We start from the raw sequence: 18,460 nt of genomic DNA, 5'->3' as shown, positions 1-18,460 counted from the left end.
CTCTTAAGTTAGAGAAAGGTCAATATCAAATACGTTTGCAGCTTCTTCAGCAAATGATGATTGCTGTTCTTGCGCGGTATCGATTAGGTTTAATGCACCAGGATAAATAGTGACGTTAGTTACATCAGCGAGCATTTTTGATGTACGTACTTTTGTCCATGGGTATGCAAGGCCTAGCGAAAATACGATAGCCAACATATTAGTTAATAGTAAAACAGCGAAAGGAATTGGTTTTAGCTCTGATTTAAATGTAGCAACGCCTTCAAAATGGCTGTTATCAAAAATGTGATTTCTAATAGCGGCGTGCCATACAGCAGAAACAATGGCAATCATTAGCACATAGGCAATCATCATAAAGATAGGAAGCATAACCATCGCTGCAGAGTTTTCTAAATTTTGTTGGTTTTCAATATCTACTAAGTTGAGGCCAAATAATCCTAAAATCCCCATAAATACCACCATGGTGATAGAGCTCACTACAAAGCAAATAAGCGCTGTTAGGTAATAGGTTTCGCCTTTAAGATTTACAGTAAGTGGTTTATCGCCATAACTAATATTGCTATGGATATAACTATCAATACGTTTTATAACGTAAGGCATTAATAAATAAAGCGTAAATATGCTTGCAATAGGTAAAAGTATAAAGTTAACAAAGGCTTCGCCATAACTGCCTTTAAAAGCAAAGCGAACATTACGATGGCGGGTCATACGCAGATTAAAACGTAAGCCTTGGTTAATAATCCATGGCATTAAAAAGATAAAACCAAGAGCAATAAATAGGCCTAAAATAGGCATAAAGCTAATTGAGAATGTGTAAATAAAAAATACAACAACCGCTAAAATCCGACCTTTTAAAATTTGTATTGGTGTTGCTAGGTAGTCAAAACTATGGCCATCTATACGGGTGTGGCCGTAAAAATAGCGATGCGTACGTACTTTAGCCCACGCCGAATATATGCCAAGCGTAATAACGCTAAGTAATATATTTACAATCCAAATTCCAAAAAACTCACCACCTTTACCACTAAATTGCACTTTTCCGCTAAAAATTGGTTCAGCAGGTTCATTTATTGGTGGGGTTGTTTCAGATGGGGTAGGGTGTATTGATTCCATTAAATTATATCCATGTTGTTTTTTTGTTAATTTACCCATTTTTAGTGCAAAATTCAATGTTTATAATTATCCAACCCTTCTGCAAACAGCTATAAATAGGCGTTTTAAATATTGAGTTAAATACTCTAATACTTTTTTATAAATAAACCTCGCTGGTTTATTTATTTGGCTGGTAACTGGGGTCTTTAGCTTATTAATATGCGATTTAGCTACTATACATACTTAGTGCTGCTTAAATGTAATGGCATTAATTATGTATTAAGCACACCTACGTACAATTAAGCTAATTGATTTATATGCCAAAATAATAGATTGTAAGAGTAGTGCGGATGTAAATTTATTTAGGTTTTACAGCTTTTATCACCGCTTTAAATAACATTAGGATATTTATTATGTTTCAAGCAGTCGTGTTAGGGGGATTAGAGTTTAGCCCGCTGATTGTTTACTTCCCAATTGCATTTATTTTAACGGCGTTGACTCGTTTTGTTTTGCATCGACTAGATTGGCATGACCGTATTTGGAAAGTGGCTTGGTTTGAGGTGTCACTATTTGTTTGTTACTTGGCACTCGCCGTCTATTTATACCAATCTGTTTAATTAATTGAGCTATTTTGAGGCAAGAAAACCGTGTCGATAACAAGGCAAAAATTTCGTTATTCTATATCAGAAATATTTAACACAGTTAGCGTCAAGTTTAAGCCCTCAAATTACTCAAGTATTATTGCGGGTTGGTATTACTAAGTGGAAGATAAATTGAATGATTAAATATCTGCGTATTACTTTTACTATCTTGGTTGTTATAGCCGCCGTTTTTGCTGGGCGTTGGGTATGGACTGACTACATGCATACTCCTTGGACGCGTGACGGGCGTATTCGAGCCGATATTGTCACGGTTGCTCCAGACGTGTCGGGTTGGGTAACTGCTTTAAATATTAAAGATGGTCAAAACGTACAAAAAGGCGAAGTACTTTTTAATGTTGATAAAAAGCGTTATCAAGCAGCGCTTGATAAAAGTAAAGCAAACACAGAAAACGCATTGTATACATGGGAACTTGCTAAACATAAATACGAAAGACGTGTTGAGCTAAACACTCAACAGGCAATAAGTGAAGAAACTTTAGAATCAACACGTATCAATACTAAAATTGCTGAGGCAAATTATAACCTAGCCAAGACAGAGCAAACAATTGCGCAGTTAAATGTTGATAGAACTAAAATTGTTGCGCCTGCATCAGGGCAAATAATTAATTTGAATTTACGCCAAGGCAACTATGTAGCTCAAGGCACGCCTGTCTTTGCTATTGTTCAGTCAGATTCATTTTATGTAACGGGTTACTTTGAAGAGAGTAAAATACCGCTTATTTATCCTGATCAAAAAGCTAAAATAGCCCTTTTAAGTGGTGGTAAGCAATTAACAGGGCATGTAGTGAGTGTAGGTAAAGCCATTGCAAATACGAATACACAAAGTAACGGACAACTTTTACCGCAAGTGCAACAAACATTTAATTGGGTACGTTTATCTCAGCGTATACCTGTTGATATTAAGTTAGATTCATTGCCCGAAAATACACAGCTTAGCGCAGGAATGACCGCCACTATACATCTCGCTACGCGCTAAGGGGAATACAGTGGGCGTAGTATTACAAAATTTGTTTTTTCCTAAAAAACAGGCAATTATTTTTGCGACTAAGGGCGTTATAGCCATGGTGATGGCGCTCTCTATTGCTATGTCGCTTAATCTTGAAAGGCCTTATTGGGCGTTAGTCTCGGCTATATTTTTGCAATTACGCCCGCAAAGCGGATTGGTTATTGAAAAAGCAATTTGCCAAATAATAGGCACCATAGTGGGCGGTTTATTTGGCATATTGCTTTTAACTCAGTTAATTCTCTACCCTTATTTAGCGCTCGGTGCACTGGCATTATGGTTGGGGGTGAACTCTGCGTTATCGGCAATGGTACGCCAAGCAAACTTTGTTTATGCGTTTGCTATGGCAGGTGTAACAGCCGCTATTATTGTACTTTTAGTCATGGTTACTCCGGCAATGGTGAGCAGCCAGAGTATATTTGATATTGCACAAGCGCGAGTAAGCGAAATAATAATAGGTTCTGTATGTGCTGGGCTTGTGAGTCATCTATTTTGGCCTGTAAAGGTTAAACATTTACTGCAAACACAAGCGCGGTCGGTTATAAATCAAACGTTACATTATTTAGTTATTGAGCTTGATTCTAAGGGCTCTCACGAAAACCGTCATCAGCAAATAGATGGCATTATGGCAACATTGGGATCAATAAACGAAGATTCCAGCGCAGTAAGGTACGAAGGACCAAAAGGTCCAGGACGCTCGCGTGCTGCAAATCAGTTGTCGCAAAAAGTACTTTCTTTATTGGCCTTAATTCAAATAATTGGCCGTCTACAGCGAAACCACGAAGACCTTATTACACCTACTTTAGATAAATTAATAAGTAAACTTAAGCACGTATTTGCGCAAATTAAAGAGTCTGACGATTTTGATTACTGCGCCGAACAAGTTAAAACGCTGCGTAAAGAGCTAACCGACTATAGAGCAAATACGGTGTGTGATTCGCCATTTGAATCTCACATGCTCAATGTGAGCTTAGAAGTAGCAGCCGACTTAACAATTTTACTACGCGCATACAGAGCGTTAGAAGAGCGTGATAAAACATTATTAAATGCACCCAGTATGCTTACATATCGCGACCCATTAGCTGGCATTATTGTTGGATTTAGAACTGCTTTGGTATTTTCTATCGGCGCATTTATTTGGATTAATACAGGCTCTTCTGCTGCATTATTAATTATGATTTTACCGGTCATATTTTCGATAATGTTGGCGAGAATACCGTTAGCTATTTTACAGGTGGTAATAAAGCGTTTATTGGTAGGCGTGGTGGTTGCTGCTATTGTAACTATTTTTTACGCACTCAATTTATTATCACAAAGTGGTGGGCAATTAGAAATATTGCTACTTGTATTAGCAGGGCCTTATTTTCTGGGTTTACTGCTGCTAGCTGATCAACAAACATTGCCATATGGCTTGGGGTTTTGTATCCCATTTACGATTCTGGTAAGACCCAGTACCGATATGAGCCTTGCGTTTTCAATCGATTACACACTTAGCTCTGCAATGGCAATTTTTGCGGGGGTGAGTATTTTATTTTGGATTTTTCAGTTATTCACAGGCCCGAGTGTGCAATTACTTGTTCATCGTGTTTTTAAGGCCACTTATAAAGATTTACTCGAAATAAATAACCATCCAACCCCAAGTATTTGGTATAACCGCCGCATGGCCGATAGGTTAATTCGCCTAACTAATTACGATCAAGGTTCACACTCACGCGTAATTACTGATCTTGCACTAACCGCTCTAAATTTAGGGCATGCGTCGGTTCGATTAAACTCAATTTGTGAAAATTTGGCTGGTAATACAAAGCTAAAGTATTTAAATGAGTGGCAGCGTACATTAGCCGATGCATTTATGTTGGCAACCAAGGGCAAATTTAATAATAAGTTTAAGCAAGCGTCAGATAATCTTTATGGGGAATTGGCTCAGACGGTTGACGATTCAAATCAATTAGAAGCAATAAAAGGCATGTTTATTCGCATTAATCTGACCTTTGAAAGAAGTGCGAGTAAGATAAATTAGCCCCATTCGCTGCTTTTCGAGTTCAGATGTTATAGCGAAATCTGTTATACTTGATGGATAATTTTATGGGGCTGTTATGATTTCAAAAAACCAACTCAAACTTATTCGCCAACTTGGCCAAAAAAAGTACCGAAAGCAATATAATCAATACCTTGTACAGGGTGAGAAAAACGTACTTGAGTTATTAAACAGCCCATTAAATGTGGTTAATATTTTTGCTACAAACGAATTTATAAATGCGTACCAAGGTAAGTATCAGCACGCTAATTTTATTAAAGCTGATGAAGAAGCCCTCACCAAAGCCAGCACGCTAGTTAGCAATAATGCAGCCATTGCTATTGTTGATATGCCAAAGGCGGCTTTACCACAAGCAAATGGCTTAACACTCGCACTTGATGGCGTATCAGACCCTGGTAATTTAGGCACAATAATAAGAGTGGCAGACTGGTACGGTATTAAACATATAGTAACTAGCACCGACAGCGCAGACGCTTACAACCCAAAAACAATTAGCGCCACGATGGGCTCATTTGTAAGGGTATCGGTAAGCCAAGTAGATTTACCTGATTACCTACAGTCTTTAAATTTACCTGTTTACGGTGCTTTTTTAGATGGGCAAAGCGTGCATAAAACCCAATTTACGGGCTCAGGCGTTTTACTAATGGGCAGTGAGTCGCATGGAATACGCGAGACATGTGCAAAATTAGTAACTAATAAAATCACCATCCCCGCTTTTGGTGGTGCAGAATCGCTTAATGTTGCAATGGCGACCGGTATTATTTTAGATAATTTTAAACGACAAGCTTAACAATTTAACTGTTAATGAGTTAAATTGTTTGTAATCAATAACAATAATAATCGGTAATAACAATAAGATGCGCTTAAGCACTATTAAATTAGCGGGCTTTAAATCCTTTGTAGAGCCCACTAAAATTCCATTTCCTGATCAAATGACGTGTGTTGTTGGCCCCAATGGCTGTGGCAAATCTAACGTTATTGATGCAGTACGATGGGTGCTAGGTGAAAGCTCTGCTAAAAACCTGCGTGGCGACGCCATGACCGACGTTATTTTTAATGGCTCAACTAATCGAAAAGCCATATCACAAGCCTCTGTAGAGCTTGTTTTTGATAACGATAAAGGAAGTCCTTCAAACACATTTGCCGATCGAAACCAAATTGCTATTAAGCGTTTAGTAACGCGCGACGGACAGTCACTGTATTTTTTAAATGGCAGTAAATGCCGTAAGCGTGATATTACCGATATATTTTTAGGCACCGGTCTTGGTCCACGTAGTTACGCAATTATTGAGCAAGGGATGATCTCGCGCTTAATAGAAAGTAAACCACAAGAGCTGCGCGTATTTTTAGAAGAAGCCGCTGGCGTTTCTAAATACAAAGAGCGTCGCCGTGAAACACAAACTCGTATAAAGAGCACTCGCGAAAACCTTGAACGTTTGTTAGATGTGCGTAAAGAATTACAAAGCCAGCTCGATAAATTGGCTGTGCAGTCGGTTGATGCAAAAAAATACCGCGAATTAAAAGTACAAGAACGTACGCTAAAAGGCCAAATTGCCGTTTTAAAATGGCAAAAGTTACATCAGCAGCAACTTGAAAAAAGTGCCCAAATTAAAAAACTTAATGATCAAATTTTGTTTTTTAAAACCGCTAACTCAGGGCATGACGATGTACTTGCAAGCCTAGAGGGGCAAGTACAAGCCCAGCAAGATAAACTAAGCGATGCACAGCATCAGCAACATGTAATACACACCGAGCTTACTCGCGCTGAGCAACAACAAATCAATGTAAAGCAGCAAACCCAAACGCTTAAACAAAGTTTAATTAAATTACAGCAACGCCAAATTCAAAGTGCTGAGGTAAAATCGCAGCAGCAAATTGTGTGCGAGCAACTTAATGAAGCCCTGCAAGAGGTAAGTGAAAACGCCTTAATATGTGAAGAGCAAGTTAGTGGGTTAACGCATGAACTTGAGGAATTATTAGCACTTAAGCAGCGCCACCATACTCATTGGCAAGCTTTGTGTGAGCAACAGCAACAGCTTAATAATAACGTGCAACTACATAGTAGTCACATTAAACAAACTCATCAGCAAATTGATCATGTTAACGAGCAAATTGATCAGTTAACTGTTCAGCTTAGTGAGCTACAAAGTAGTGATGTAGAGCAGCAGTTAATACAGCAAACACAGCAAACACAAACCTTAACTCAAGAACTTGCCGCTACACAAACAGCACATACGAAGTGCACTGCTAAGCTTGAAGTGCAAAATGAGCTTGTTAATAACTCACAAAAACAATATTCGACGCTCACTCAAACAATAAACGAGTTAAAAGCCAGTATAACGGGGCTTAAAAGTACATTAGGGCTTGATGAGAAAAGTGAACGTACTAATGGTTTGTTTAATCAGCTAGGTGTTAAAGAAGGCTTTGAGCTTCTAATAGAGCAAGCACTTAAATCTTTAGAGCATTTAAATGTAAGTGAGCAGCAAGCTGATAACAGTGTGTGGCCAAATAGTGATAAAAGCATGCCAACAAATAGCTTAGCTACATATATAACAAGCGGTGTTTATCCAGAGCATTTAGCACGTATTGCTTATAGTGAAAGCGGTGATTTAGAAATACTAAAAGATAGTTTTTATACAGCCATTATGGATAAAAACGGTGCTTTATATGGTCGTAACTGGCATGTAAGTGCCGAATGTAATGCAGAAAACTCATTACTGTTAAAGCATAAGCAATTGCAAGATAAAGCGCAGCAATTAAATAATACCGAGGACGAGCTACAACAAGTAACACACACGCGTGACGTACATACAGCTGAGCAAATAAAGTTAGTTAACGAGCAAAGCGAGCTAAAAGAAGCCATACATGAGCTTGCGCAAAATATAGCGGTAGCCAGTACGCGCAGCGATATGCTCAAACAGCAAGTAGCACAATTTAAGTTACAACTAGAAAAGCTACAGCAACAAAAACAGCAATTCACCACTGCGCTTTTACAATTAAATACCGTGCTTGATGAGCAAGTAGCGCAATTTGAAGTGTTAAATGAGCAGCAACTTAACTTAGCGGATGAAATAGACGCTGCAAATAGCTTGCGCTTACAAAGTAATAAAAGTTATAGCGAAGCATTAAGCATGCTTGAGCAATATAAAACACAAGCACATAAGGCAACGCTCTCAGAGCAAAAGGCACGCAGTGAATGGCAGTTAAGCCAAACCAAATTGAGCCATGCGGAGCAAGAGCACGTTAGTGCATCAGAAGGTGCGCAAGAACTACTAAATGAAATAGAAGAGCTGCTGATACCAGAGCAAGAACTTAGCGATAAAATTACGCAGCTCTTAGCACAGCATCAAAAAGGTGAGCAGGCATTAGTATTGCTACAAAAAGAATTAGCTCAGGCGAAAGAGAGCTTAAACACTAAGCAAATAAGCCTTAAAAATTCACAAGGTGAGCTGGTGGGCTTGCAAGAGCAGCACCAAAAGCTAACAATTGAAGAACAAAGCTTAGTAATAAAAGCGCAAGTTGCGCTTGAGCCATTAGAAGAGTTGAAACAAAGCTTAAAAGCAATACTTGATGAATTACCAGATTCATTAAATTTAAGTGCAGCACAAAATCAGTTAACCGGATTTACTAATCAGTTAGATAAATTAGGTGCAGTAAACTTAGCGGCAATAGAAGAGTTTGATTTAGCCAAGGCACGTAGTGATTATCTTGATAATCAATTAGATGATTTAACAAAAGCGTTAAGTACCCTTGAAGGTGCAATTCGTAAAATTGATAGTGAGACCAAAACACGCTTTAAAGCGACGTTCGATCAAGTTAACGAAGACTTTGCTGAGCTATTTCCTAAAGTTTTTGGTGGTGGGAGCGCGTATTTAGAATTAACCAGTGACGATTTACTCGAAAGTGGTGTTAGTATAATGGCACGACCACCGGGTAAGAAAAATTCAACAATTCATTTGTTAAGTGGTGGAGAAAAAGCGCTGACCGCATTATCATTAGTGTTTTCTATATTCAGGCTCAATCCAGCTCCTTTCTGTATGCTGGACGAAGTAGATGCACCACTAGATGATGCCAACGTTGTGCGTTTTTGCCGTTTGGTTGAAGAAATGTCACAATCAGTGCAGTTTATTTATATTAGTCATAATAAAATTGCGATGGAAATGGCAGGTAGATTAACAGGTGTTACTATGGCAGAACCTGGCGTATCGCGTATGGTTGCTGTAGATATAGAGCAAGCTGTGCAACTTGCACACGCATAAATTTTTATAACAAGTGTATTAGTTTTTCATTAATATACAGGTTTTAGGCATATCAAATAATAAAAGGTGAGGGGATGGCCGAACAATTAAGATGGGTTTTAATCGTTATCAGTGTAATTGTCATTGGTGGTTTATTAATACATGGATTGTGGTCAGTCAGAAAAAAAGACCGCCCAGAAGTATCGGATAATAAACGGGTTGAGCCATTACAACAAAGCGCACCAGCTTCATCTAAACCGTTTCGTACTGAGGCTGAGCCAAAAGAGCCAATGCAAGACGAACGTGATGAGCCACAATTTGGCGAGCTTAACTTTGATGCAAATGAGCCGCAAATTGATACAAGCGTGCCAGAAACACCAATTGAAGACGACCTAGAGATAGTTGATGATCTTGAAACAAAAGATCAAAGTGCTGAAGAAGCGCCTACTCAAATGTCTGACTTTGTTATTGTGCATATTCAAATGCCAGAAGAGCTTAGTATGCAGGGCAGTAAATTATTACCAGCAGTTAATACTTTAGGTTTTAAATATTCTGAGGAAGGTTTTTTTAATCGCCACTTAGATCCGGCTGGCCAAGGCCCTGTTTTATTTAGATTAGTAAATATGTATAACCCAGGTACGTTTGATATTGATAATATGGAACAGTTTAGTACCGCTGGGGTAAGCTTATTTATGACGTTACCGTGCGACGGCGATGGTCTAGCGGCATTTAATATGTTGCACAGCGCAGCTAAAAAGTTAGCGGATGAATTTGGTGCACAAATTTTAGATGCTGAGCGAAATGAAATGACAGTAGAGCGCATCAGGCAATATGTTGAACAGGTTCGTTCTTTTTCAGAGTAAATAACGCATACATTATATTTTTATAAGCCACTGGACGGTGAATCGTCAAAGTGGCTTTTTTTATGTTTATTGAGGTTTAAATGTCTAGCAGCATTAGTGAGCAAATTAATCATCTTCGTACTACATTAGAGCAACACAACTATAACTATTATGTGCTCGACACCCCCAGTATTCCTGATTCTGAATACGATAGGTTATTACGCGAATTAAGCGCACTAGAGATGCAGCACCCTGAATTTTTAACCGCCGACTCTCCGACACAAAAAGTAGGCGGTGCCGCACTGAGTAAATTTGAGCAAGTAGCGCACCAAGTACCCATGTTATCGCTTGATAACGCGTTTAGTGAAGAAGAATTCACTGCGTTTAATCGTCGTATAAAAGAGCGCTTAATGAGTACTGATGAGCTTACTTTTTGTTGTGAGCCAAAACTTGATGGATTAGCCGTATCAATTATTTATCGTGATGGTGTGCTTGTACAAGCGGCTACGCGAGGTGATGGTTTTACCGGTGAAAACATTACTCAAAATGTTAAAACCATTCGTAATGTACCGCTTAAGTTACGTGGTGATTACCCAAAAGAGCTTGAAGTGCGCGGCGAAGTATTTATGGACAGCGCTGGCTTTGATAAATTAAATACTGAAGCGCAAAAACGCGGTGAAAAAGTATTTGTTAACCCGCGTAATGCAGCCGCGGGGAGTTTGCGTCAACTCGATTCTAAAATTACAGCTAAACGCCCGCTCATGTTTTATGCCTATAGTACCGGGCTTGTAGCTGATGGCAGTATTCCTGAGGATCACTATCAGCAATTAGAAAAGTTAACTGACTGGGGGTTGCCACTGTGCCCAGAAACAAAATTAGTTGAAGGTCCTAAAGCCGCGCTTGAGTACTACAGCGATATTTTAACGCGCCGTGGCGAGCTTAAATATGAAATTGATGGCGTAGTAATAAAAATAAACCAAAAGGCCTTACAAGAGCGTTTAGGCTTTGTGGCACGAGCTCCCCGCTGGGCTATTGCGTATAAATTTCCGGCGCAAGAGGAAATAACCCAACTACTTGATGTTGATTTTCAAGTCGGTCGTACTGGCGCCATTACACCGGTTGCACGTTTGAAGCCTGTTTTTGTGGGTGGCGTTACCGTATCAAATGCAACGCTTCATAACAGTGATGAAGTTGCACGTTTAGGCGTAAAAGTAGGCGATACAGTTATTATTCGCCGCGCAGGAGATGTAATCCCACAAATAACGCAAGTTGTACTTGAGCGCCGCCCTGATGATGCCAGCGATATCGAATTTCCAGTAACTTGTCCTATTTGTGACTCTCATGTTGAAAAGGTTGAAGGCGAAGCTGTCGCTCGTTGTACGGGTGGGCTTGTATGTCCTGCACAACGCAAACAAGCAATTAAACACTTTGCGTCACGCAAAGCGCTGGATATAGACGGCCTTGGCGATAAAATTGTTGATCAGCTGGTAGACAGAGAGCTTATAAAAACACCCGCTGATTTGTTTATTTTAAAACAAGGACATTTTGAGTCACTTGAACGCATGGGACCTAAGTCAGCCAAAAATTTAGTAACAGCCCTTGAAGAGGCGAAAGGCACTACGCTTGCTAAGTTTTTATATTCATTAGGTATTCGCGAAGCAGGTGAGGCAACAGCACAAAATTTAGCTAATCACTTCCTTACCCTTGAAAATATAATAAATGCTAGCATTGATAGTTTAACGCAGGTAAGTGATGTAGGCGAAATAGTTGCAACGCATGTTCGTGGCTTTTTTGATGAAGAGCATAATTTAGCAGTTGTTAATGCGCTTATAGAGCAAGGCGTAAACTGGCCAGCGTTGAGTGCACCTTCTGAAGAAGAACAACCGCTTGCTGGGCTTACTTATGTACTTACTGGTACGCTAAATACGCTTAATCGTAATGACGCAAAAGCTCGCTTACAGCAGCTAGGTGCTAAAGTATCTGGTAGCGTATCAGCGAAAACTGATGCGTTAGTCGCGGGTGAAAAAGCGGGTTCAAAACTGACTAAAGCCCAAGATTTAGGTATCGACATACTCACGGAAGATGAATTAATTGAGCTGCTTAAAAAGCATAATGGTTAGGACGCAACAATGAGCCGATATGGGCCAGAATACTGGGATAAGTACGGAAGTTACCGAACTCCTATTGCATTTAATTTAAGTTTGCTTGTGCTATTACGTGGCTATTTTATTTGGGTGATTGCGGCTTTAAGTCGCAGGCCTGAACTTGATTTAATGTCGTTATTTTTTAAAAATAAAAATGATTTTTTTATTGCAATAGCAATTGGAAGTATCGCAATAATACCGACTATTTTATTTTGTTTACGCAGACCACGAGATTCACACAGTGCGAGCGATAAGTTAGCAAAAATATGGCGGCATATGCGCTGGCCCCTTATTGTATGTGCTGTTGTTGATTTAACATGGTTAAGTATTCAGGCAGCGCATAGCCATTATCGATTTTCATCATTTTTAGCAGTACAAATGATGATTGTTTTATGGGTATTGTGGTATTTGGTGAAAAGCCGTTATTTAACCGTTTTTTTTAATGATTGGCCTGAGCCGACAGAAAAAGCATCAGAAGAAAAAAAGCGACTTAAAAGGGATTAGTTGTGGACGCTGTAAATAAAAAAATAGCGATAGCTATATCGTTAATAGGCTTAGTGCTTATTATTTTAATGATTAGCACTGAGCTTTTAGAGTCTATGTGGTTTAAAGCGCTATTTGGGTTGTGGGTATTTGTTTTTTGCTCAAGCGTTTATAGGCTAACGCCCTTATTTAAATCAAGAAATAGGCTAGAGGATTTTATTCAGCGAGATGCCCAACATTTACTACTTTTTAGTTTGATGGGATTTTTTGATAAAAAGCATGGTCCAAATTGGTTAGTTATTGAGAGTATTGAACGCATAACAACAAAGGATGATGAGCTAATTATTTACAGTAATAACGAGCGCCAAATGAGTGTTAGTTTACCTGTAAAAAAAGCAGAGCTAGATAGTTTTATTAAACGAATACTTACCGACTCAGAAAAACAAAATATTACCTTTAGCTGAGGAGATTACCTTTAAAATTGAACGAGTTTTAGTTTTAAACGCTCAACACTCTTTAGCTGATCTTTAGTGTATTAAATAACGTAATAATTAACCGTACTTCTTATAAATTTATTAAGTACGGTTAATCAACTATTCAATGAGGCTATTATGTTGAAGTGGAATGATGTTATTAACTTTGCCACCAACGGCAATCCTACCCCAAGTAAAAAAGTAGTCAAAACTGACGAGCAGTGGCGGATGCAACTATCAGAAGATGAATATTACGTAACACGTAAGAAAGGAACAGAGCGCCCAGATAGCTCGGGTAGTTGTACATTACTCGAACCTGGCAAGTATGTGTGTATTTGCTGTGATAACCTATTGTTTGATGCCGATGAAAAGTTTGATAGTGGCACTGGTTGGCCGTCATTTACGCAACCTGCGACAATTGAAGCGATTGGTTATGTAAACGATACAAGTCATGGTATGGAGCGCATAGAGGTGGTTTGTAATGTGTGCGATTCGCACTTAGGCCATATTTTTCCAGATGGCCCATTACCAACAGGTTTACGTTATTGCGTTAATGCCGCAGCAATGAAAAAGATCTAATATTTTATTTACTAGCGCTTTGAATATCTAAATTCATTTCTTTTGCTATATGTAAAATCTTATCTAAACGCTGCGTCTGATCTGCTTGTAATTTAGTTTTATCAAGAAGGGCGTAGCATCTTCTAGCAAGATCCATATTAAATGAGCTGCCAGATTGCTTGGTTGAATCAAATAGGCACTGTAATAAATTAAGTGCAATACTCTGATTGCGAGGCATTACTCTAAATGCTTGCGTAAAAGCTTCCAGCGCAGTATTTAACTGCCCTTTATTAAATTGATTAACGGCATGGTTATTAAGCTCTTTTGGACCCATTTTAATATCGCGTCGCTCACTTTGTTGCTGCTGAATATAACGCAAGTAAGTTGTGTCGCTAACTGCAGGGTGTCTTTCACAGTGGCTAATTATTTGTGTGAATAAGGTTTGCGCCTTCTGATGAAACCCCAGTTCATGAAATGCTTTTGCTTTATCAAGTGCTCCATCAACCGATCGGATATGAGTATCGTCGTCATCAAGCTGCTCAATTAGCTTTTTCGCTTTTTGATGCTCGTCTTTTAAGTAATGAAGTCGTGCATTAAGTACATCAATTTGCGCTTGATTTGCATTATTAGGAAACTGTTTTTTTAAATCATTAATGTACTGATTTGTTTGTCTAGAAATTCGTTGAATTTGATCAGTTTGATCAGTCGTTAACGCAAAGTCGATACCGGCACGTGCTGCATTTAAATATACATCGGGGTGGTCGTGTATTGAGTGCTTTGCAAAGGTGGCTATATCTTTTTGAGTTAAATAGCTTTTTTCGTAGTCGTGATTAATTAGCGACACATTACTTAACGATTTTTGGCGTGTGATGTTTCGCGGTGCAATGTCTGCTGCTTGACTTAAAAAGCTTTGTGCTAGTTCAAACTGATTTAGCTTTATTTCTAATCTGCCCAACAAATCAAGGGCTACTAAACGAGTTTCTTGGCGCTCTAACATTGTCTTGAGCATTCGCTGCGCCAAAATATGTTCGTTATTCGCTATAAGTGCCTCTACTAAACCTACTTTTGCCCAAGCAAATTTTTGAATATCGAGAACAGACTTAAAAAAGTCTTTTGCATCTTGAGCACGCTTTAAGCGAAGTAGGGCATCGCCTTTTAAGCGAAGTAGGATAGGACTGTAATTATTATTTTTTTTATCCAGAGCGGTATCAATAAATTTAATAGCTTTTGAATCGTTACCATCATCAATTAATGAATACACTGTTTGTAAGTCGTGTTTACGCTTTAAGATTCGTTCAATGCGTGTTTTAAGCTCTTGTACTGTAAAAGGCTTAACTAAAAAGTCATCTGGCTGCAGCTCAAGAACACTATGAACGAGTGAGCCACTTGTTTCTGCTGAGATAAAAATAAAGCCAGTCGAACTTTTTATGAGCTGCTTTACACGTAGCTCTTCATAAAGCTGGTAGCCATCTTGGTGTTTGTTTAAGTTGAATGAGCAAACTATTAGATCAAATTCTTCACTTAAACACTGCTCTTTTGCAGAGTTTGCATGATCAGCAAAGCGCAACTGCCGAAAGCCAAGCCTTTCTAACGATTGTTTCATATAGCTTTGAGCAAGTGGCTGCTCCTCTACTATAAGTATTTTGGCTTTTGAATAGATCTTAGTTGGCATTGGCTTAAGCGTAATTGTATTTAACACAGACTATAATCAACAGTTTAACTCCTTACAAGGGAATTTAAATGATAGCTGTATTTATTAGGTACTTAACTTTGCCTAATACGTTTATCTAACTACGAAAGTACTGAGCCGAATAACATAATTAAAAACCAAATAAGTAAAATGGAAACGCTATATTTGATGAGTGCTTTGATATGGAAATTTAGATTTTAATAAAAATATGAAATATATTTAAGGTAAAAATAGGAGTTAAACGTATTTAATATGGGAAAAAGTTATTACTAGAGAAATTGTTTAATGGTATTTATATGTGGTGGGTGATTACTTGGCTTGATACCAGTGACCCTCGCCATTATTTGTAAAGGGTGGTGATGCTCTTTTTCTTACGACTAAGTTAATTACATACGATTTTTATATTGAGTTTTTATAAAGTTCTTAAATGTATTTAATATGAAAAGAAAGAGTTATTACTAGAGAAGTTATCTGATGGTATTTATATGTGGTGGGTGATACTGGACTTGAACCAGTGACCCTCGCCTTGTAAGGGCGATGCTCTCCCAACTGAGCTAATCACCCACATATAATAGGTATGCCTGTTATTTAATTCTTTATTATCAATTAACCGCTTGATGTAATTTGGTGGGTGATACTGGACTTGAACCAGTGACCCTCGCCTTGTAAGGGCGATGCTCTCCCAACTGAGCTAATCACCCAAATTACATTTTAATATGCACCATTCTAGGAATGGTGGGTCGTACTGGACTTGAACCAGTGACCCTCGCCTTGTAAGGGCGATGCTCTCCCAACTGAGCTAACGACCCATATTAAATTTTAAAACGCGACTATTGATATAATAATAGGTTTATATGTGGTGGGTGATACTGGACTTGAACCAGTGACCCTCGCCTTGTAAGGGCGATGCTCTCCCAACTGAGCTAATCACCCACATATAAATTAAAACGCTACTATTAAAATAAATAGTACTGGACTTTAACCAGTGAACCTCGCCGTTACTTGTAAATAGCGGTTATGCTCTCTTTTTCTAACTGAGCTAACGACCCATTTAGATTTTTTGTAATATGCACCATTTAAAAAATGGTGGGTCGTACTGGACTTGAACCAGTGACCCTCGCCTTGTAAGGGCGATGCTCTCCCAACTGAGCTAACGACCCATATTACATGCTACTACCGATATAGATAGTACTGGACTTTAACCAGTGAACCTCGCCATCTTTTATAAAAGGCGGTGATGCTCTCTTTTCTTGTAACTGAGCTAACGACCCATATTACAATTTTAAAACACGACTATTAATATAGTAATAGGTTTTATATGTGGTGGGTGATACTGGACTTGAACCAGTGACCCTCGCCTTGTAAGGGCGATGCTCTCCCAACTGAGCTAATCACCCACATATAATTTAAAACGCTACTATTAAATAAATAGTACTGGACTTTAACCAGTGAACTTTGCCGTTACTTGTTAGTAGCGGTAATGCTCTCTATTTTCTAACTGAGCTTATGACCCATATAGAATTTAGATGTGAACACTTTAACTAAAAAGTGGTGGGTGATACTGGACTTGAACCAGTGACCCTCGCCTTGTAAGGGCGATGCTCTCCCAACTGAGCTAATCACCCACATCTAAACAACATTGAATTGCTGCGTTGTTGTGGGGCGCTATTATAGATAGAGTTGGAAATGTGTCAACACTTGAATGATAAAAATGTGCTGAATGAAGGTTTTATAAACAATAGGATATGGTTGAAGTCTATTTTATCATCAAATTTGATATTGCAGTTCAATTAAGCACCTAAAAGTGAGTAGGGAATTGTATTTTATTAACCTTAAATTTAGTTTTACGATACTCATTGTTTTTTTACTGGAGTCGTTTTTATGATTATGAGCAAGATCGATTAATATTAGGGCGAGTTATTTAGTGAATAGAGTGGTCCTTTAAAAATGAATTTAATCTAAACTTCCCAAAATAAATGCTATTTCAGCATTCTAAACTCTATTTTTGTACTTACTTTATTTTTATAAGCCAACCTAGCCATCTCGTAAATACGTATTCCTCGCTACTAGCTTCGGGTTAAGACTAAATAGATCACATATAACTAGGGCGTGTTGACCTTTGTGGATTCAAATTTGTTCAATCTAGGGACGATTAAATCGTGGCGCGAGGTTTGTAACCTAGTGGGCCAAGTAAAAGCCGAGCAAAGCTTCCGCTTCACCCACCAAAGATCAACGCGCCTTGAAGTTTTATACATAGAATTACGAAGCAACAGTGCTCTTTTAAAAATGCTCTTCAAACAATAATCGAATTTTTTAGTACGAGTTACGCTGGTTATTAAGCAAGTAAAGGCTGCGGGTACTCTCAAACCCACATTTAAGTTTTGGTTATTATAAGCAATTGTAACTTTTAAAAGATTAAGGCGATTGGCGGGGCCTTAATTGGTAGTTTATAGATAAGTTTAATTTGCATATAAATGTATACCTTTGCTTTGATGCAATTTTGTTTCATTAAATGGGGGAGTGGGGGCTATTGAGTATTCGCTGCAATATAGTGATGTTATTATAAGCAGTAGGGCTTGAATCTTATTCAAATTGTATTTTTTAGCACGCTTGATAGCCAGTTTGTTGAAAATTAAACCATTTAAATAAAGCTAGGTAAAAAACTGTTGACTTTATTTTGGGTGGTGCATAGAATGCGCCCCGCACTAAGCGATACACGATGTGTTTATCACGGTGGGTATTGATTAAGTTGGGGCCATAGCTCAGCTGGGAGAGCGCTTCGCTGGCAGTGAAGAGGTCTGCGGTTCGATCCCGCATGGCTCCACCAAAAATTAGTGTTTTGTCCTAGGGTAGCAGTTTTCTGTGTCCCCATCGTCTAGAGGCCTAGGACACCGCCCTTTCACGGCGGTAACAGGGGTTCGAATCCCCTTGGGGACGCCACTTAACTTTTATTAGTTAAAGGCGGTTTTACCGAGAAAATAGCGTCACAATTAAAGCTCGAGTCTTTACTTGTATTAAACGCATTTACCTTAAAGCTCATGATGTGAGTTAAACTTATCAACTGTCCTAGTGACACATTTATGTGTCCCCATCGTCTAGAGGCCTAGGACATCGCCCTTTCACGGCGGTAACAGGGGTTCGAATCCCCTTGGGGACGCCACTTACTTATTTTTAATAGGGAAGTGTAGTGTTATTAAGAAAGCTCGTCTGAAACGAGTCTAAAAATTCAGTTGTCCT

General features: G+C 38.7%; 12 protein-coding genes and 10 tRNA genes. 13 read left to right on the top strand and 9 right to left on the bottom strand.

Annotation, left to right across the window (positions count from 1 at the left end):
* Positions 1–3: 3 nt before the first annotated feature.
* Entirely contained in the window at positions 4–1,113 is a 1,110-nt protein-coding gene (locus H5092_RS09820; protein ID WP_002958576.1) for a YjgN family protein, read from the bottom strand.
* 392 nt (positions 1,114–1,505) lie between these two features.
* Between H5092_RS09820 and H5092_RS09815 the strand changes: the two genes are divergently transcribed.
* The 10 genes from H5092_RS09815 to msrB all read left to right on the top strand — a co-directional run bounded on the left by H5092_RS09815 (position 1,506) and on the right by msrB (position 13,554).
* Positions 1,506–1,709: a DUF1656 domain-containing protein gene (locus H5092_RS09815; protein WP_002958577.1), complete on the top strand. Its 204-nt coding sequence runs from the start codon at positions 1,506–1,508 to the stop codon at positions 1,707–1,709.
* Positions 1,710–1,869: 160 nt separating this feature from the next.
* Positions 1,870–2,730 (top strand): HlyD family secretion protein, encoded by an 861-nt coding sequence (locus H5092_RS09810; RefSeq protein ID WP_138489375.1) that lies wholly within the window; start codon positions 1,870–1,872, stop codon positions 2,728–2,730.
* A 10-nt stretch (positions 2,731–2,740) separates the two neighbouring features.
* Positions 2,741–4,777, top strand: coding sequence for an FUSC family protein (locus H5092_RS09805; RefSeq protein WP_182733431.1), 2,037 nt, complete (start codon positions 2,741–2,743; stop codon positions 4,775–4,777).
* A gap of 76 nt (positions 4,778–4,853) precedes the next feature.
* Complete coding sequence (locus tag H5092_RS09800; RefSeq protein ID WP_182733430.1) at positions 4,854–5,585, top strand: RNA methyltransferase; 732 nt, start codon at positions 4,854–4,856, stop codon at positions 5,583–5,585.
* Positions 5,586–5,652: 67 nt separating this feature from the next.
* On the top strand, positions 5,653–9,054 hold the full coding sequence (locus H5092_RS09795; RefSeq protein WP_182733429.1) for a chromosome segregation SMC family protein: 3,402 nt from the start codon (positions 5,653–5,655) through the stop codon (positions 9,052–9,054).
* Between the two features lie 74 nt (positions 9,055–9,128).
* Positions 9,129–9,896 carry a cell division protein ZipA gene (gene zipA, locus H5092_RS09790; RefSeq protein WP_182733428.1) on the top strand — a complete coding sequence of 256 codons (768 nt, stop codon included), beginning with the start codon at positions 9,129–9,131 and terminating at the stop codon, positions 9,894–9,896.
* 80 nt (positions 9,897–9,976) lie between these two features.
* A complete protein-coding gene (gene ligA / locus H5092_RS09785; protein WP_182733427.1) occupies positions 9,977–11,995 on the top strand; it encodes an NAD-dependent DNA ligase LigA in 2,019 nt (672 codons plus the stop codon).
* A 9-nt stretch (positions 11,996–12,004) separates the two neighbouring features.
* Complete coding sequence (locus H5092_RS09780; RefSeq protein WP_138489372.1) at positions 12,005–12,523, top strand: DUF2919 domain-containing protein; 519 nt, start codon at positions 12,005–12,007, stop codon at positions 12,521–12,523.
* 2 nt (positions 12,524–12,525) lie between these two features.
* The gene (locus H5092_RS09775; RefSeq protein ID WP_138489371.1) at positions 12,526–12,966 is read left to right on the top strand and encodes a hypothetical protein; all 441 of its coding nucleotides are present in this window, start codon (positions 12,526–12,528) and stop codon (positions 12,964–12,966) included.
* A gap of 147 nt (positions 12,967–13,113) precedes the next feature.
* Positions 13,114–13,554 carry a peptide-methionine (R)-S-oxide reductase MsrB gene (msrB, locus tag H5092_RS09770; protein ID WP_024605441.1) on the top strand — a complete coding sequence of 147 codons (441 nt, stop codon included), beginning with the start codon at positions 13,114–13,116 and terminating at the stop codon, positions 13,552–13,554.
* 4 nt (positions 13,555–13,558) lie between these two features.
* On the opposite strand, the gene H5092_RS09765 is transcribed toward msrB, so the two are convergent.
* From H5092_RS09765 to H5092_RS09730, 8 genes are all read right to left on the bottom strand, one after another.
* Positions 13,559–15,205 carry a tetratricopeptide repeat-containing response regulator gene (locus tag H5092_RS09765; RefSeq protein WP_033020645.1) on the bottom strand — a complete coding sequence of 549 codons (1,647 nt, stop codon included), beginning with the start codon at positions 15,203–15,205 and terminating at the stop codon, positions 13,559–13,561.
* 506 nt (positions 15,206–15,711) lie between these two features.
* Positions 15,712–15,787: transfer RNA gene (locus tag H5092_RS09760), tRNA-Val, on the bottom strand.
* A 61-nt stretch (positions 15,788–15,848) separates the two neighbouring features.
* Positions 15,849–15,924 (bottom strand) — tRNA-Val (locus tag H5092_RS09755).
* A gap of 32 nt (positions 15,925–15,956) precedes the next feature.
* Positions 15,957–16,032: transfer RNA gene (locus H5092_RS09750), tRNA-Val, on the bottom strand.
* 48 nt (positions 16,033–16,080) lie between these two features.
* Positions 16,081–16,156: transfer RNA gene (locus H5092_RS09745), tRNA-Val, on the bottom strand.
* Between the two features lie 151 nt (positions 16,157–16,307).
* A tRNA-Val gene (locus tag H5092_RS09740) sits at positions 16,308–16,383 on the bottom strand.
* 161 nt (positions 16,384–16,544) lie between these two features.
* A tRNA-Val gene (locus H5092_RS09735) sits at positions 16,545–16,620 on the bottom strand.
* Positions 16,621–16,772: 152 nt separating this feature from the next.
* Positions 16,773–16,848: transfer RNA gene (locus tag H5092_RS09730), tRNA-Val, on the bottom strand.
* A gap of 1,126 nt (positions 16,849–17,974) precedes the next feature.
* Here H5092_RS09730 and H5092_RS09725 point away from each other — a divergent pair.
* From H5092_RS09725 to H5092_RS09715, 3 genes are all read left to right on the top strand, one after another.
* Positions 17,975–18,050: transfer RNA gene (locus H5092_RS09725), tRNA-Ala, on the top strand.
* 37 nt (positions 18,051–18,087) lie between these two features.
* Positions 18,088–18,163: transfer RNA gene (locus H5092_RS09720), tRNA-Glu, on the top strand.
* A 144-nt stretch (positions 18,164–18,307) separates the two neighbouring features.
* Positions 18,308–18,383: transfer RNA gene (locus tag H5092_RS09715), tRNA-Glu, on the top strand.
* Positions 18,384–18,460: the final 77 nt, after the last annotated feature.

The sequence above is a fragment of the Pseudoalteromonas sp. SR41-7 genome (genome assembly GCF_014163935.1).
GTDB lineage: Bacteria > Pseudomonadota > Gammaproteobacteria > Enterobacterales > Alteromonadaceae > Pseudoalteromonas > Pseudoalteromonas distincta.
The sequence above is the reverse complement of the archived record's forward strand: the minus strand, read 5'-3'. Positions and strand labels throughout refer to the sequence as shown.